Annotated in this window: 12 protein-coding genes; all 12 read right to left on the minus strand. The window is 44.6% G+C overall.

Going from position 1 to position 16,862, the window contains the following annotated elements; all coding sequences use genetic code 11:
• Positions 1 to 28 precede the first annotated feature (28 nt).
• Positions 29 to 1,294, minus strand: a complete 1,266-nt coding sequence (locus tag THMIRH_RS00315; protein ID WP_173289628.1) for a diguanylate cyclase — start codon at positions 1,292 to 1,294, stop codon at positions 29 to 31.
• Complete coding sequence (locus THMIRH_RS00320) at positions 1,294 to 5,418, minus strand: PAS domain-containing hybrid sensor histidine kinase/response regulator (RefSeq protein ID WP_173289630.1); 4,125 nt, start codon at positions 5,416 to 5,418, stop codon at positions 1,294 to 1,296. Before THMIRH_RS00320 ends, THMIRH_RS00315 begins: the two co-directional genes overlap by 1 nt.
• Positions 5,419 to 5,547: 129 nt before the next feature.
• Positions 5,548 to 7,398: a DNA helicase RecQ gene (recQ, locus tag THMIRH_RS00325; protein WP_173289632.1), complete on the minus strand. Its 1,851-nt coding sequence runs from the start codon at positions 7,396 to 7,398 to the stop codon at positions 5,548 to 5,550.
• Between the two features lie 203 nt (positions 7,399 to 7,601).
• Entirely contained in the window at positions 7,602 to 7,895 is a 294-nt protein-coding gene (locus THMIRH_RS00330) for a type II toxin-antitoxin system RelE/ParE family toxin (RefSeq protein ID WP_173289634.1), read from the minus strand.
• Positions 7,892 to 8,137: a hypothetical protein gene (locus THMIRH_RS00335; protein WP_173289636.1), complete on the minus strand. Its 246-nt coding sequence runs from the start codon at positions 8,135 to 8,137 to the stop codon at positions 7,892 to 7,894. Before THMIRH_RS00335 ends, THMIRH_RS00330 begins: the two co-directional genes overlap by 4 nt.
• A 675-nt stretch (positions 8,138 to 8,812) precedes the next feature.
• Complete coding sequence (locus tag THMIRH_RS00340) at positions 8,813 to 10,150, minus strand: NAD(P)/FAD-dependent oxidoreductase (protein WP_173289638.1); 1,338 nt, start codon at positions 10,148 to 10,150, stop codon at positions 8,813 to 8,815.
• Positions 10,151 to 10,199: 49 nt separating this feature from the next.
• Entirely contained in the window at positions 10,200 to 10,547 is a 348-nt protein-coding gene (locus THMIRH_RS00345) for a hypothetical protein (protein ID WP_173289640.1), read from the minus strand.
• A 151-nt stretch (positions 10,548 to 10,698) separates the two neighbouring features.
• Positions 10,699 to 11,604 (minus strand): Dyp-type peroxidase, encoded by a 906-nt coding sequence (locus THMIRH_RS00350; RefSeq protein ID WP_173289642.1) that lies wholly within the window; start codon positions 11,602 to 11,604, stop codon positions 10,699 to 10,701.
• An 11-nt stretch (positions 11,605 to 11,615) separates the two neighbouring features.
• On the minus strand, positions 11,616 to 12,047 hold the full coding sequence (locus THMIRH_RS00355) for a type II toxin-antitoxin system VapC family toxin (protein ID WP_173289644.1): 432 nt from the start codon (positions 12,045 to 12,047) through the stop codon (positions 11,616 to 11,618).
• A complete protein-coding gene (locus THMIRH_RS00360; protein ID WP_173289646.1) occupies positions 12,041 to 12,301 on the minus strand; it encodes a type II toxin-antitoxin system Phd/YefM family antitoxin in 261 nt (86 codons plus the stop codon). Before THMIRH_RS00360 ends, THMIRH_RS00355 begins: the two co-directional genes overlap by 7 nt.
• 106 nt (positions 12,302 to 12,407) lie before the next feature.
• Positions 12,408 to 15,518, minus strand: coding sequence for an efflux RND transporter permease subunit (locus tag THMIRH_RS00365; protein WP_173289648.1), 3,111 nt, complete (start codon positions 15,516 to 15,518; stop codon positions 12,408 to 12,410).
• Positions 15,519 to 16,679 (minus strand): efflux RND transporter periplasmic adaptor subunit, encoded by a 1,161-nt coding sequence (locus tag THMIRH_RS00370; RefSeq protein ID WP_173289650.1) that lies wholly within the window; start codon positions 16,677 to 16,679, stop codon positions 15,519 to 15,521.
• Positions 16,680 to 16,862 lie beyond the last annotated feature (183 nt).

Consider the following 16,862-nt stretch of genomic DNA (forward strand, 5'->3'; position numbering starts at 1 on the left):
AAGGGGCGAAGGCTTTAGCCTTCAATCTTTAAGCTTTAAATAACACCACTCGATTACGGCCTGATGTTTTGGCTTGATATAAAGCAACATCGGCTTGCTCTAGCCAGTCTTCTAAACTTTGTGCGGCTTGAAGTTGTGCCACCCCAAAACTGGCGGTGCGATGGCCAACGGTTTCAAAGGTGTGATGTTCGATGCGTTTGCGAATTTTTTCCGCCAGTTGAAAAGCGCCTTCGGCATCGGTTTCTGGGCAAACAATTAAAAACTCTTCTCCGCCCCAGCGCGCTAAAAAGTCTGACTTGCTGATATTTTGGTCTAACAACTGCGCAAATTCTTTTAAAACGCTGTCGCCGGTTAAATGACCATAGTCATCATTCACGCGTTTAAAATGATCTATGTCGCCAAAAATCAAACTGATTTCTGGGTTTTCAGAGTTGGATTGTTGACGATTTTTAAAGATTTTTTCCAGTAGTTGATTGAGCTTTTTGCGGTTATACAAGCCCGTTAATTCATCGGTTTCTGCACTTTTTATCAAACTATTTCTGTCGTCAATGTTTTCAAAAAACACCAAATAAGCCAACAACTCTTTATTGGCGCTGAAATCGGGCACAAAATTCAATTCAAAATCATGCAGTCTGCCTTGGGTAAATAAAGACACTTCGTGTTTAAATTCTTGATGTTCAATACTTTGCCAAAACAATGCAATCTGCTCACGAGAAAACCCATTGGCTAACAATAAAATTTCGATTGGGTTGTTTGAAAAATCAGGGTCAGTGTTGTCGCACAGCAGATTAAAAGTTGAACTGGCATGCAGCAGGGTTTTGCTTTGGGCATCAATTTTGATGTAAGCGGCATACTCATCAATAATTTCTAATAGGTGGGCATTTTTCTCCAACTCAAATTGCAGTTGCTTTTGCAGTTGATAAGTTTTGAGGTGATTGGAAACTCGTAAATTCAGCTCTTCATTTTGAAATGGTTTATTAATAAAGTCCACAGCGCCCATCGAAAGTGCTTTAAAAATGGTTGCTTGAGAATGGTCTGAGGTCAAGAAAATCAGGGGTATTTTTGACCAGGCCTGGTTGTTTTTAAGCACTTTTGCCACTTCAAAACCATCCATTTCTGGCATATAAATATCCAGCAGAATTAAATCGATGGTTTGTTTTTCTAACAGTTTGAGGGCGGCGTTTCCGCCATTGGCCACACGAATATTGTATTGATACTGCAAAGCCTCGGCCACCAAACTCAAGTTAATGGGGTCATCATCCACAATCAATATTGTTAACTGCTTGGTAAACATCAGTGGTCGTCCATTAAACTTTGTAGGGCTTCAATGACTGTATCATATTCAAAAGTTTCAATCATGTGTTGAATATTATCAGCCGCTTCTTCGCCATATTGATTTTTTAGTACCGCAATTAACCCATCAATGGTTTCGGCATCTAAATATTCGCCATTATTTAAATGGTCAATAAACCCTTTAATGGTGGAACGCTCATGTGGGCTAAGTGCATGATGATTGCTTTGCGCAGGCTCTGCCTCTGCCTGTTGTTTGGTTGGTAAATAAGCTTTAACCGCCTCAACCATGGACTGTAACTGTTTTAACAACTCAGGCAGGTGTTGTTCTTTAAAACCTGGATCGGTTGTTTCATAAACTTGTTTGGTCAGCTCATGCAACTCATCCATACATAAATTGCCGGTAACCCCTTTGAGTAAATGCAGTTGTTTTTGAGAGTCTTCTGAACCAATGGGCAGTTTTTTAAGTTCTTCAGGCAAATGCTGATGTTGTTCAATAAACAGTTTTAAGAATTTTTCGACCAAAGTCATGGTTTGTACTTTGCTCAACAGAGCCTCTAGGTTTAACCCAGCGATTTTAGGGGTATTATCGTCCAAAGCTTGCTTAGATGCTGAATCGGGCGTAGCACTGGCTAGCGGTTGAATAGCGGGTTTTTGAAGGGTTGAAACTTGGCAATAACGCTTAAGTACCTCAATCAACTCATTTAAATCAATGGGTTTGGCCAAATGGCCATTCATGCCCACTTGAGTGGTGAGTTCTTTGTCTTGCACCATCACTGCAGCACTGAGGGCAATGATGGGTAGGTCTTGGTTAAAACGGCGGATTTGGCGAGTGGCTTCAATCCCATCCATCACCGGCATTTGTAAATCCATTAACACCAAATCATAAGTGTTGTCTGTAACCATTTGCACGGCTTCTGCGCCGTTTTCTGCTAAATCGGCAATTAATCCCAGATTTTTTAAATGGTGTTGCGCCACCAATTGATTGATTTCATTGTCTTCCACCAACAAAACCTTGCCAAGCAGTTGTAGGCCAGTGTTTGAGGTTGTTGGATGGTCTGATAGGGTTGGGTCTTGATGACTGGGCATCATGGCATTATAAAAATCGCTGGGACAAAACGGACGACTTAAAAACGAATGCGCTTTTAAGGTGTTAAATGTTGGCAGTTGTGAACCTTGGGTTAACACCACCAATTTAGGCATAGGGTTGAGTTGACTAAATACCCGCTCAAAATTGGCGATGCCGTAGTTATTGAGTAACTTGCCATCTAAAATCCAAAAATCGGCAGGCGCTTCTTGTAAAGCACTGTCGATATTATTGGGCACCAATACTTTGGCTTTCCAAGACTCTAATAACTTAATCAAGATGGCTTTTTCAGTGGCATTGTTATCAATTAAGGCAATTAATTGCTCAGTGGTAAAGGCTTTTTGATGACTGGCTAAGGTGTCTTGCCCTTGGTAAGGTAAGCTGAAATAGAAGTTAAAAACACTGCCTTGATGCAGCGCACTGTGAACCTGAATTTCGCCGCCCATCTGCTCAATTAGTTTTTTAGAAATCATCAGACCTAAGCCTGTTCCGCCATATTTGCGGGTGCTAGAACTGTCTGCTTGCGAGAAGGGTGCAAATAATTTTTGCATTTGCCCTGTGGACATGCCGATGCCAGAGTCGGCAACGCTAAAACTCAGCGTAGCGTGGGTAGCGGTCTGTTGGGTTTGTTTGACGCGTAAGGTCACATTACCCTGTTCGGTAAACTTGATGGCATTGCCCACTAAGTTATTCAATACTTGGCTAATTCTTAAGGGGTCGCCTATGAGGGTGCGCGGAATATTGGGCTCTATTTCAAAAATAAGTTGAATATTTTTTTGTTCGGCTTTAAAGCCAAACAGGTCTTTCACATTTTTAAACAGCTCTTCAGGGTTAAAGGGAAGGGCTTCAAAGTCAATTTTGCCTGCTTCGACTTTAGAGTAATCCAAAATGTCGTTAATGACATTAAGCAGGGCGTGAGAAGAGCGTTTGGCTTTGTTTAGGTATTCAGCTTGTTGGCTGTCTAGATCGGTTTGTAGGGCTAAATCGGTTAAGCCAATAATGCCGTTTAAGGGCGTGCGAATTTCGTGCGACATATTGGCCAAAAACTCACTTTTTGAGCGGTTAGCTTGGTCGGCGATTTCTTTGGCTTTAATCAGGTCGGCTTCATATTGTTTTTGGGCCGTAATGTCGATCCCTATGGTGGCGACATAATTCATTGAGCCATCTAGATTTTTAACCAGAGTGTTAGACCATTCAAAAACGCGCTCTTCGCCTTCTTTAGATACCCAGCTATTTTGATAACGGCGCACAATATTACCGAGTTTGGCATTTTCTATAACCCCAACCACCTTGTCTTGAATGGATTCGGGTAAAAATCTTGCCCAAAAATAGGGTTCACTGGCAACTTCGGTTTCCGAATAGCCCACAAAGTCTTGAGCAAATTTATTCATCTTAATCATAGTGCCGGTGTGGTCTATGACCGCAATAATGGAGTGAGCATTATCAATAATGTTAGAGAAGAAATTTCTTTGTTCCGTAATCGCTTCTTCTAATAAATGCTGTTCGGTGACATCGGTATGGGTGCCAATTAAGCGTTTGGGTTGCCCGTCATCAGTGCGTTCCACAATAATACCGCGGTCTAAAATCCATTTATAGCTGCCGTCTTTACAAAGAACACGATGAATATTGCTGTAACTTTCAGCGTCACCTTGTAAATAGGAGGTTAGGTCGACATAAACCTGGGCTAAATCATCTGGGTGAACGCGTTTTTCCCATTCTTCTAAAGAGCCTTGAATTTCGTGCTCTTCAAAGCCCAACATACGCTTCCATTGCGGCGAAAAGTAAACTTCATTGGTGATGGCATCCCAATCCCACAGACCATCGCCACTGCCTTCTACGGCAAATTTAAACAAAAGTTCACTTTGTTGGAGTGCCTGCTGTTGTTGTTTTTGCTCAGTGATATCACTGTAAACAATGGCAACCCCTAAATCGGGTTGGTTTAGATAAGCAGCACTCACAGAGAGCCAATGCACGCCATCGGGTCTGTCTATGCCTTGAATTTCGTTAAAGTAGCTGGCTTTATTTTTAAGCGCCTTAACACTGGTGAAGGTTTCAACAGGCATCACATGATGGTTTTCATCTAAAATATGCCATTCTTTGCCCGCATAATTGCGCGCCAGATGTTCGGCTTTGGTAATGCCCAAAATGCTTTCACTGGCGGGGTTACAGTCAATAATATTGCCCTGCGGATCGGTGATAGAAACCCCCACGGGCATGAGTTTAAAAACGGTTTCTAATAGGCTTTGCTGTTTAATGAGGCTTTTGCGCAGTCCATCCACATCGGTTAAATCGGTGTGTGAACCTACCATGCGACAGGGTTTGCCATGGTTATCAAAAAAGGCTTTACCACGGGTTAAAATCGGTTTGTAAATGCCATCGGCACAACGCAATCTCACTTCAAAACTATAAATTTCTTTGGCATGAGATTTAAGATGTTTGTTTAAACCGGTTTCTAAATTGGCTTTATCATCGGGATGCACTATGTCAAAAAACGCTGGGATTTCATCTGGAAAATCAGCGGGTTGGTAGCCCAACATGGTTTTCCAGTGATCCGAAAAATAGACTTCGTTGGTGATTAAATCCCAATCCCACAAACCATCATTAATGGCCTCAAAGGCCAGCTCATAGCGCAGTTGGTATTCTTTAGCCGTTTGTTGGTGCTTGAATTCGGTGGTGACATCAATTAAATAGCCTAAAAAATGCGTGACTTGATGCTTGTCATCCCGAATCAGCTGGGTGGTATCTCTGACCCAACGATATTCGCCGGCGGCATTGCGTAAACGATAGGGTTGGTGTTCAAAGCCTGTGCATTTAGGGTTAGCAAGGGCTTTAGCAACTTCGGCACCCACTCTGGGCAAGTCATCAAGGTGAATTTGTTCAATATAAGGTATGTTTTGAAGGGTAAAGGCTTCAGGGTCGTAACCCAAGATGCGTTTGATGTTTTTAGAAACCTGCACAACGGGCCAGTTAGGTTTGTTTTCCCAAACAAATAACACCATTGGACCTTGTTCAAATAATTCAACATTTAAAAATTTATTCACGCCTTAAAGCCTTGTAATGAGTAAAAACGACAGACAATTATTTCCCATTCTAATGGGTTTAAGTCAGGTTTACACACAAAAAAACTTTATCAAGATTAATTTGGCTTATAAAAGCGTTTGTTAATGGTGTTAATACTTTCTTAAGAGAGCCAAAAATTCAAACCCAAAGCGCGCCAACTTGCTTTCGCCAACGCCGCTGATTTGTAAAAACTGCCCATCGGTTTGTGGTTTTTTCTTGACCATATCCACCAAGCTGGCATCGCCAAACACCTGATAGGCGGGAATATCTTCGCTGTCGGCAATTTCTTTTCGTAGTGTTCGCAAGGCTTCAAACAGCGCTTGTTCTTCGGCTAATAAAGTGTCTTTGGCCGCAAGGCGTTGCCCCACTTTGCCCGACTTAGAGTTACTCGAGAGGCTGCTGGTTTTGAGTTCTTTTTTGGCAAATGCCAATTGCAACTCTATTTTGCCTTTCAGTAAATCGCCCGAAAGGGCGGTGAACTTAAGCTTTTGGTAATCTTGAATGTCTTGTTGCAAAAAGCCTAAATGAATCAGTTGGCGCACAATGCTTTGCCATTCGTGTGCCGAATATTCTTTGCCTATGCCATAGGTGCTGAGGGTTTGATGATTGAGTTGACGAATACGGTCAGTATCTGCGCCACGCAACACTTCAATCACATGTTTTAAGCCAAACCCTTGGTTGAGTCGATACACACAAGACAATACTTTTTGTGCGGCTATTTTGCCATCAAATAACTGCGGCGGATTGAGACACACATCGCAATTGCCACAGGCCTTATGGCTGGGTTCGCCAAAGTAATTGAGCAAAACATTACGCCGACAAGTGAGCGCCTCGGCAAAATTAATCATGCTAGAAAGCTTAAAGTTCTCCAGCATTTTTTGCTGTTCGTTGCTGATTTGTTCAATAAAATATTTGGCGGTCGACACGTCTTGCATGCCAAACAACAACAAAGCCTCTGACGGCAGCCCATCGCGGCCGGCACGACCTGTTTCTTGATAATAGCCTTCAATGTTTTTGGGCAAATCATAATGCACCACAAAACGCACATTGGGTTTGTCTATGCCCATGCCAAAAGCGACGGTGGCGACCACGATATCAATTTCGTCACGAATAAATTGCTGATGTACAATTTGGCGGATTTCGGCGGGCAAACCGGCGTGATACGCCTTGGCTTTAAACCCTTTGGCTTTCAGTTGCTCAGCCACTTCTTCAACGCGTTTGCGACTGAGCGCATAAATCACACCGCTTTGGTTGGGATGTTTCACGAGAAACTTTTCTAACTGCTGGGCGGGCTGGTTTTTTTCTAATACCGTGTATTGAATATTAGGTCGATCAAAACTGCTGATATGCACTTTGGGCTCGTTCAAATGCAGTTTATCTAAAATGTCTTGGCGTGTGGCAAAGTCTGCGGTGGCGGTGAGCGCAATAAAAGGCACCTGTGCAAACCACTGGCGCAAACTGCCCATTTGATGGTATTCAGGGCGAAAATCATGCCCCCATTGCGAAATACAATGCGCCTCATCAATCGCAAATAAACTGATTGGCAAGGTTTGCAGTTGTTGTAAAAAAGATTGATTAAGCAGGCGTTCTGGCGACACATAAAGCATATCCAATTCGCCATTATGCAGCCTTATCAACACCTGTTCGGCGGCTTGAAAATCTAAGCTAGAGTTATAGTAATCGGCATTAACCCCATTGGCCTTTAAAGCCGACACCTGGTCTTGCATCAACGCAATCAAAGGCGAAACCACTATGGCCGTGCCAGGGCGCACCAGTGCCGGAATTTGATAACACAAAGACTTACCGCCACCCGTAGGCATCAACACAAAACAATCTTGGCCGTTTAGCACATCATTAATAATGTCAGCCTGCTGCCCGCGAAAACTGTCATAACCATAAACGGTTTTCAGTAGGTGAGATGCCGTGACAAAATGAGGGTGTTGAGTGGTGTCTAAAGACATAAGGATTCAATCAATTCGCAAAGCGCATACCTTAGGGCAAAGCCCCACGGAATTCAAGCGAAGTTTAAAAAGCAGGCTAAAGCCTGCGCCCCAAAAAGTACAATGAAAAAAGGGGCGAAGGCTTTAGCCTTCCATAATCAACTGGGGCGCTTTGCAGCAGTCAAGGCAGGGTATAAAGTTATGCTGTAAAGTTAGTAAATTTTTTATGAGTAATCTTGAATCCAGTCTTCATGCTGATGTCTTACCCGAACAATCACTATGTCGCCATGCTTGTCGACTGTGTAAATAATGATGTGGGAACTGAAGGGGTGAATTCTACAAGGAGGACTTAATTCTATGCGTTCTCTGCTGATTTCAGGAAATTGAGCAATCAGCTCGAACATCTGAAATAATCTTTGATGGTAGTTTATTGCCAATTCAATACCAAAGTTTAGCATTCCGTGAAACAATAAAGACTCGATATCTTGTGCGGCTTCGTGAGTGAGTTTGTAACTCATAAGTTTTCTTGGTTTTTAAAACGATTAAGCGCCTTTTCTTGAAGTGTTTGCATCGTTTCGTGACTGATTCCACTGGCCAAACCTTCATCAACTAAAGCCTGCAGTTTAGCAATTTTTACTTGTTTGGGCGCTTCATCCATCATTAATACAACCCGGACAGCTTGAGATTTAAATTCAGCGAAATCTGCTGGAATCTTGATGAGCCCATCCTGAATAACTGTTTCAAACTCAACAGCATACATAGCGAATACTCCTTTTTATTAAACGATTTCATTATAGGTTATAAAACCCTAAAGTTACAAAAATGGTCAGCGTTCTTCAGCAGGCTAAAGCCTGCGCCCCAAAAAGTGCACTGAAAAAAGGGGCGAAGGCTTTAGCCTTCCATAATCAACCTGAGTGCTTTGCACCAGTCAAGGCATGGTAAAAAATGGCAAAAACTCATAGGCCAATATCAAGCCCAGTGTTTTGCAAAACTATGCAGGCTAAAACCTGCGCCCCAAAAGTGAAATGAAAAAAAAGGGGCGAAGGCTTTAGCCTTCCATAATCAACCTGAGCGCTTTGCACTGCTTAAGGCTTGGTAAAAAATAGCAAAAACTCATTGGCCAATAACAAGCTCAGTGTTTTGCAAAACTATGCAGGCTAAAGCCTGCGCCCCAAAAGGTGCAATGAAAAAAGGGGCGAAGGCTTTAGCCTTCCATAATCAACCTGAGCACTTTGCAGCAGTCAAGGCAGGGGAATAAATGGCAAAACTCATTGGTCAATTTCAAGACCAGTGTTTAGCAAAACTATGCCGGCTAAAGCCTGCGCCCCAAAAAGTGCAATAAAAAAAGGGGCGAAGGCTTTAGCCTTCCATAATCAACCTGAGCGCTTTGCAGCAGTCAAGTCAGGGTAAAAAATCTTAAAAACACTTTGGCTTTTTAATAGAGTTTTAATCTGGGTTTGAGGCGTTTTTCTATAATATTGGCCAATATTAAGCCCAGTGTTTTCCAAAAACCGTGCAAGGTAAACTGATGTTGGCGATACAAGCTGGCATAAGCCCAATGCGCTAATTTGCCTTCGACCATTAAATTCTTTTTGAAAAGAGAGTCGATTAAACTGCCCAGCGTTTGGAAACGACTGAGCGACACCAACGAACCATGGTCGTTATACACAAAGGGCGTTACGGGTTGATTGTTGATTTTGGCCGCCAAATTCATCGCCAACACTTCTGCCATTTGATGCGCCGCTTGGGCGGTGGGTGGCACAGGTCTGGGGTTTTCTAGGGTGCCATCGGGGTTGTTTAACAAAAAGGCACAGTCACCTATCGCAAAAATGGCATCTTCCCCTTTAACAGTTAAGGTCGGGGTGATTTCAATTTGATGGATTCGATTGGTGGGTAAGCCCAAAGTGCTTAAAAACGGCGGTGCTTGCACGCCGGCTGCCCACACCAAAAAGTCGGCATTTAGGGTAGAGGCCTGGTCATTTTTAACCATGGAAAGCTGGTTTTCGGCGACTTTTTTAACGGTGACTTGGGTTTGAATATCGACCCCCAAGTCAGTTAAAGTCTGCTGTGCTTTCTCAGACAGGCTTTCGGGTAGCACGGGTAGAATTCGGGGAGCCGCTTCAATTAAGGTCACTTTTAAACTGCTGTGATGAACTTTTTTAACCCCAAATTGTTCTAAGCGATCGACCGCATTATACAGCTCGGCAGACAACTCCACGCCCGTTGCACCCGCACCGACTATGGCAATATGCACCGCATCGGTTTCATTACCGGTTTCTGAAAATTGCAAAAACTTATTGAGAAAAGAGAGGTGAAAGTCTTCTGCTTCATGGGCATTGTCTAGGGTAAAACAATGGTCGCGCACGCCCTCAATGCCAAAGTCATTAGAACGCGCACCCACCGCAATCACCAAATAATCGTAATCCAGTTGGCGCTCGCCTAACACCTGCTTGCCGTGGTGATCTAGCAAAGGGGCAAGAGTGATTTTTTTAGCATCTTTGTCTAACCCAATCAATGAACCCATGCGAAAGTAATAGTGGTTGTCAGCCGAGTGCGCCCGATAACTCAGCGCCTCCATGCCGGTGTCTAAAGAACCCGCCACCACTTCATGCAACAGCGGTTTCCAAAGATGCACACGATATTGGTCAATGAGGGTAATTTCTGCGAGTTGGCGTTTGCCTAAAGAATTGCCTAAACGGGTCGCCAGTTCCAGTCCACCCGCGCCGCCGCCAACGATGAGAATTTTGGGTTTTAAAACAGAAACTTCCGACATAACCACCTCCAGCACAACAATTTGAGCGAGGTTTCATTGTACTGATTTTTTATGACAAGGAATCGGTGTTTTCTAAGGAGTTTAAAAATTGTTCTGCGTCGATGAGTTCTTGTTGTAAAACTGGGTAAAGATTGTGAATATGCGTTTGGGCGGTGGTGCTGGCGCCGTTGGTAATCATGCGCTCAATGGTTTCGATGTGTTTGCCTTTGGAGTTGATGCCCAGTGCATAACACATCCCTTTTAGGGTATGCAGGCGTTGGCTGATGGTTTCGCCTTTGGTAGGGTTTTTGACCATCATGTTTAGTTTGATGGAAAACTGTTGTCTAATTTTTTTGACTTCTGATAGCCCTACTAAATTAACAAGTTCGGAAACTCTGGTTTGATCGGTCAGGTTCATGTTTTAAACTCTTTTGTAAAACAACACATGCAAAAATGAAATTCAGCGCTAAGTTTGCTGATTTTTTAGCTAAAAATCAAGCAAGCGATTTTTATGGCGAGCTGCATAGATGGTTTCACATGAAACCATTTTGAATCATCGAGTCTAAAAATTAGGGGTTTGTTTGGAGCAGTTGCGCCAAATCTTCTTCTGAGGGTGCAAACCAGTAACCGCCTCTAATGGCTTTTGAATAGTTCATCAGCTGGTCGATTTGCCCGTCAGCTAGGCCATACATGCTGTCTAGCTGGGTGGTGAAGCGTTTAAGGTCGCAGGCAAATGCCAAAAACATTAAACCATTTTGGTGCAGATTGCCAAAGGGTGTCGAGCGACGATAGATTTTCATGCCAACGCCATCCACTTTTAAATCGGTGCGGCTTACATGGGAATTGCTGGGCATGGCATCGCCTTCGAGTTCTTCATTGGTGTCTTTGGTACGCCCCACAATTTTTTCTTGGCATGAAACAGGTACTTGGTTCCAAGCGCTTAAATTATGTAGCCATTGTTGGCACAAGACCAAGCTGCCGCCCGCACCCGGTTGCCCCATGGGGATAATGGCGGCTGCGGTTTTAAGCTCAGTGGTTTTGGGGTTGGCGGTGCCGTCTTCAAAACCGATTAAATCCATCGAATTAAAATAATCAAATCCGCGTTCATCAAACACCAACTCAGCCACTGGGCGCAATGCATTTTCGATGGCCATGGCGCTTTGGAAAACTTGCGCCAGCGAGTCGCCTTGTAGCCAAATAAATAGATCGGTTTGGGTGCCAAGGGCCGTGTGACCCTCAAGCCCGTTGATGGTGGTAAAGTCAACTAAGCTTTCTGGCAGACTCAAATTAGGCAAGTTTTGGGTTAAATTTAACCAGGCCTGGCGTCCAAAACTGACCATTCTTTCTGACGGCTTAAGGCCTGCTAAAGCGGTTTTGAGGTGTTGGCTAAAGCCCTCAAATTGGGTAATTTGAAACTCTAGGTAATGATAGTGTTTGGCTGTTTCATTAAAAATAGCGGGTTGTGGGGTGTGCATAATTTATCTTCCTATGAAAACCAATTTTCTAATCGAATGCCGGGTATTCTTTGAAAGTCTTGGGTATTGCGAGTGACTAAAGTTAAACCATTGGCAATTGCAATAGCGGCAATTTGCCCATCTACAAAGGGCAGGGTCATTCCTTGGGTCTGCAAATGAGCGCGAATTTCAGCATGGATACGCGCAGATTTTTCATCGTAATTTAATACGGGCAATAGACTGACAACGCCTTTTAAATACTCAGCGATCGCATTTTTGCGTTGTCCTTCCGGCATTTTTAGGTAGCCGTATTGCATTTCATGGATGACCAATGAAGGAACGCCCATCATACGCTCATTGAGATTAAGCTTTTGAATGACATTTAGACAAGGTTTTGGCTTGGTGGGTTCTGAGATAAGGTTGGAGTCGAGCAGATATTGTAGATTTGTAAAGTTGCTTACCATGAAAAGTCTCGCCCAGATGAGGTGTCGCGAGTCGTTTCAAAAGGGTTGTCTTGAGATAATGAAGTTTGGTTTTGTGCTAACCAATGATTCAACTTTTCGCCAAAACTTTGTTGGGGAATAAATTGATCAACCGGCAAAATAATGGCACAGAGTTCACCTTGTTTGGTGACGCCAACGGCTTCGCGATCTGTTTCTAAAGTTTGAATGACTTGACTAAAATGGTGACTGATTTCATTAATAGATTGTTGAATCATGGTTATCTCCTACTTGAGTCCAGCTTGTTATTATCGTTATTGTAACGCAACTAACCTTTATTAAGGGATTGAAAATGCTTTAAATTCTAACCAGGCCTGGTTAAATTTAGGCCTGATTTTGATGGTTTTTGTTGTTTTCAAGTTGTTGTTCTAGCGCGTGAGTTCGGGCCAAAGGCGAACCGCTGTGGCGTGTTAATAGGCTGTAAATGGTTGGGATAATCCACAGCGTGAGCAGGGTTGAAAAGGCCACGCCCCAAAACAATACAATGCCCAAAATATAGCGGGTTTCAGCGCCAGCGCCGCTGGATAAAATGAGCGGAATGGTACCCACCACAGTGGTGACGCTGGTCATGAGGATGGGTCGTAAACGCAATTGCGTGGCGGCAATCAGCGCGCGTTTGTGCGACAGGCCGCGGTCGCGCAATTGGTTGGCAAACTCCACAATCAAGATACCGTTCTTGGTTGCCAAACCGATGAGTAACACCAAGGCAATTTGACTGTAAATATTGAGTGTCATGCCATAACTGTAAAGCGCAAAGAGTCCGCCGGCTAAGGCTAAAGGCACAGTCATTAAAATCACAAACGGATGCAAGAAACTTTCAAATTGTGCGGAGAGCACCAAAAAGATAACCGCTATCCCAAACAAGAACACAAAATAAAACGCATTGCTTGAGGTAAGGAAATCTTTGGAATCGCCCTTGTAGGCAATCACGGCTTCTTCTGGCAAGGTTTTACGCGAGAGTTGGTTGAGGTAAGTCAGTGCATCGCCCAACGAATAGCCTTCGTCTAATTTGGCGGTCAGTGTCATGGAACGCACCCGATTGTAACGATTAAGGCTAGAGGCAACGCCTTCCGTGGTTAAGGTCGCAAAGGCGGCTAGGGGAATCATTTGCTGGCTGGTTGCTGAGCGAATATAAAGGGCTTCTAAATCTTTGGGCGATTGAAACAGCTCATGTTCGGCTTTGAGATAAATGTCGTATTCTTCGCCCTCATAAGGGAAGGTGGTGACTTTTTTACCGCCTAATAATACTTGCAGGGTTTCACTAAGGGCTTGGTAAGAAATGCCCAGTGAGGCGGCTTTGTTATAGTCAATGCTGAGGCGCACTTGAGGTTTGTTGGGTTCATAATCCCAGTCAATGGAGTTAAGGCCTGGGTTGTTGTCACGAATTGCCTTGTCCATTAAGGCTTTCCAGTCCTCGAGTTGCGCATAACTATTGCCACCGATCACAAATTGCACCGGCGGTTGCACACGCCCGCCAATGGGGGAGCGCATCACAGGCACGGCTTTAACACCGCTTAGGTCGCCGAGTTTTTTACGGACTTCTTTCATAATATCGGCCGCAGGGCGACGCACCGACCAGTCGTTTAACACGACAATGACAAAACCGCTGTTAAAGATTTCGCTGTTGCTAAAGGAGCGTGGCGCACGAATCAATAGGCGCTTGGCCTCACCGTTTTCGGTGAGATACATCAGCCGATTTTCGATTTCGGTCATGTAGCTGGTCATGTATTCAAAGGTAGCGCCTTCGGGGCCTTTGACCTGCACATAGAAAACCCCACGGTCTTCAGAGGGCACATATTCTTGGGCAATTTGTTGTCCGTAATAAAAACCAGCGCCCATAATGGTCACAAAAAAAGCCAAGCCAATCAGCGGATAACGCAGGCTTTTAACCAGCCATTTTTTAAACAGGGAAGGTTTAAAACGGCGCTTGTTTGCAGTGGGGATCAGTTTGGGCTTTTTGGCTTTTAAAATAAACGATGCCAAGGCAGGCGACAGGGTTAAGGCTACCCAACTCGAGAAAATAACCGCCACAGAGAGCGTGATGGCAAACTCTGAAAACAAGCGGCCGATTTGGCCTTCTAAAAAGCCAATGGGTAAGAAAACCGCGACCAATACCAAGGTGGTGGCGACCACGGCAAAACCAACTTGGCGCGTGCCCAAAAAGGCGGCGGCAAGCGGGGTGTAGCCTTTTTCGATGTGGCGTTGGGTGTTTTCCAACACGACGATGGCATCATCCACCACCAAACCAATTGCCAAGACTAAGGCTAACAAAGTGAGCAGATTGATGGAGAAACCGAGCATCCACAAGATCCAAAAGGTGGCAATGAGCGACACGGGTAAGGTGACGATGGGTACCAAAGCGGCACGCCAACTTTTTAAGAAAAGTAACATCACCAAAGCCACCAGGCCAAGGGCGATGAACAGGGTTTTAAACACTTCGTTAATGGCTTGGTCTACAAACACCGAGGCATCAAAACTTTCGGCCAAGTGCAGCCCTTCGGGGAGGGTTTTATTGATTTCGATGCGGCGTTCACGCGCCAGTTTGGCAACCGTAAGCGTATTGGCGGTGGATTGTTTGATAATCCCGATACCGACCATCGGCTGACCATTGCCTTTAAAAAGTCGGCGATTTTCAATCGATCCAAGGGTGACTTTGGCAATGTCTTTCAGCAGGATTTGACCCAAAGGTTGGGCTTGTTTAATGACTAAGTTTTGGAAGTCTTCAACGGTTTTTAAGGGTTTGTCTGACTGCACACTGAATTGTACATGTTGGCCTTGAATTGAGCCGATAGGCAATTCAATATTAGCGGCACGCAGTTGGGTTTCGATGTCTTGGGTGCTGAGGTTATAGGTGGCCATTTTGGCGGGGTCGAGCCAAATGCGTAATGCCAGTGATTGGCCGCCACCGATGCGCACATTGGCAACGCCATCGAGTACCGAAAACCGGTCGAGCAAATAGCGTTCGGCATAGTCGGTTAGCTGTGGCACGCTCATCCGATCACTGTTGAGGTTAAGCCACAAAATAACGCTTTCATCGCCATCCACTTTTTGCACTTCTGGTGGATCGGCTTGTTCGGGCAGGTTGTCCATAATGCGAGCAATACGATCGCGAATATCGTTAGCGGCATTGTCTATGTCGTTGTTAATGCCAAACTCCACCTTAATGCTGGAGCGTCCATCGCTGGAGGTGGATTCAATGGATTGAATGCCCGCCACCCCCGAAATACGGTTTTCGATGATTTTGGTAATGCGACTTTCGACCACGCTGGCGGAGGCACCGAGATAGTTGGTGGTGATATTGACAATCGGTGGGTCCACATTGGGATATTCACGCAGGCTCATGCGGTCAAACGCCATTAACCCAAAGGCGAGCAATAACAAAGAAACCACCGTGGCCAGCACGGGGCGTTTAACAGCGGTATCAGATAGCCACATTTATAAAGCCTCAGGAGCGGGTTGTGCGGTTTTAGAAGGGGCGGCATCAGATTTTTTAGCCTTGGGTTTGAGCAAGTCTTCTTGCGATTGACCTGTTTCGATGGCTTTGATAGTGACCGGTTTATTAGGTTTTAAACTTAATACGCCTTGGCTAACCACCAAGCTGTCGGCTTTTAAACCTTCGACCACTTCACTGCTAGAAACCCCCATTTCACCGAGTTTAATCAGTGTTTTTTTGGTTTTATAGGTGTTGTTTTGGTCCGCCAATAGTTGATAAACAAAGGTTTGGTCGCCCAACATGATTAAGGCGGTATTGGGCACGCGCAGTTGGGTTTGTGGGCTAAGTTGCAAACGGGCTTGCACCGACATATTGGTTTTAAGCTGTTGTTGCGGGTTGGCAATCAGCGCTCTGACTTTGATCAAACGCAGATCGGCTTCGAGGCGTGGTGAGATGGCAATGATTTTGCCGCTAAAGGTTTGCTTGGGAAACGCCGGTGCGGTTAGGGTGATGGGCAGTCCGATGTTTAATTGGGATAAATAGCGGGTCGCCACAAATAAATCCAGATACATTTCGCTGGTGTCGTCTAGGCTCACAATTTTATTGCCGGGGGTGACCAGCGCCCCCACCGAAAATTGGCTAAAACCCAATTGCCCATCAAACGGGGCGATAATGCGGCGGTCGGCCAAGCGCGCTTCAATCACTTTAATTTGTGCCTGAGCGGTTTGCCACTGACGATATTTTTCGTCAATCATTGATTGCGTCACCGACCCTTTATTTTCGATGTCTTTAACGCGTTGATATTGGCGTTGCGCTTCGGCAGCCAGTGCCTTGGCTTCTTCCAATTGGGCATTTTCTTCTTGGGCATCCAGTTCAATCAAAAGCTGACCTTTTTTAACACTTTGGCCTTCACTGAAAGACATACTTTGGATTCTTTCGGTCACGGTGGCGGCTAGGTCAACCGATTGTTTGGCTTGTAATCGACCGAGTGCATTGAGCGTGGCTGTTTGGGTAATGGGCGTGACTTGATAGGCAATCACTGCAACAGGCGGTTTTTCAGCCCATACAAAAGTAGGAAAGCTCAGAAGGCTGAGTAAGCTCACCCCAACAAAAACAGACAACTTTGGCGTTTTGACAGATAAAAATCCCAGTTTGGGCAGCATGATGATTCAACCTTTACAGTAGGGCAGTGTGTTTAAAAGTATTGCTCGATTGTATGTTTTTAAAGCAGTCTTTGCAAAGAGATTCACCCGCTACAAAATTAAGCAAAGCTTAACCTTGCTAAAACCACATAATTTTTGATTAGGTTTCGTGGGGTTGCTTTATAATCGATTCATTGTTTTTTG

It is taken from the genome of Thiosulfativibrio zosterae (assembly GCF_011398155.1).
GTDB lineage: Bacteria > Pseudomonadota > Gammaproteobacteria > Thiomicrospirales > Thiomicrospiraceae > Thiosulfativibrio > Thiosulfativibrio zosterae.

Excerpts from the sequence above, each read along its gene's own strand:
- THMIRH_RS00340 (WP_173289638.1), bottom strand. The coding sequence starts at position 10,150 with ATGTCGGAAGTTTCTGTTTTAAAACCCAAAATTCTCATCGTTGGCGGC.
- THMIRH_RS00365 (WP_173289648.1), bottom strand. The coding sequence starts at position 15,518 with ATGTGGCTATCTGATACCGCTGTTAAACGCCCCGTGCTGGCCACGGTG.
- THMIRH_RS00335 (WP_173289636.1), bottom strand. The coding sequence starts at position 8,137 with ATGTATGCTGTTGAGTTTGAAACAGTTATTCAGGATGGGCTCATCAAG.
- THMIRH_RS00360 (WP_173289646.1), bottom strand. The coding sequence starts at position 12,301 with ATGATTCAACAATCTATTAATGAAATCAGTCACCATTTTAGTCAAGTC.
- THMIRH_RS00355 (WP_173289644.1), bottom strand. The coding sequence starts at position 12,047 with ATGGTAAGCAACTTTACAAATCTACAATATCTGCTCGACTCCAACCTT.
- THMIRH_RS00370 (WP_173289650.1), bottom strand. The coding sequence starts at position 16,679 with ATGCTGCCCAAACTGGGATTTTTATCTGTCAAAACGCCAAAGTTGTCT.
- THMIRH_RS00345 (WP_173289640.1), bottom strand. The coding sequence starts at position 10,547 with ATGAACCTGACCGATCAAACCAGAGTTTCCGAACTTGTTAATTTAGTA.
- recQ (WP_173289632.1), bottom strand. The coding sequence starts at position 7,398 with ATGTCTTTAGACACCACTCAACACCCTCATTTTGTCACGGCATCTCAC.
- THMIRH_RS00315 (WP_173289628.1), bottom strand. The coding sequence starts at position 1,294 with ATGTTTACCAAGCAGTTAACAATATTGATTGTGGATGATGACCCCATT.
- THMIRH_RS00330 (WP_173289634.1), bottom strand. The coding sequence starts at position 7,895 with ATGAGTTACAAACTCACTCACGAAGCCGCACAAGATATCGAGTCTTTA.
- THMIRH_RS00350 (WP_173289642.1), bottom strand. The coding sequence starts at position 11,604 with ATGCACACCCCACAACCCGCTATTTTTAATGAAACAGCCAAACACTAT.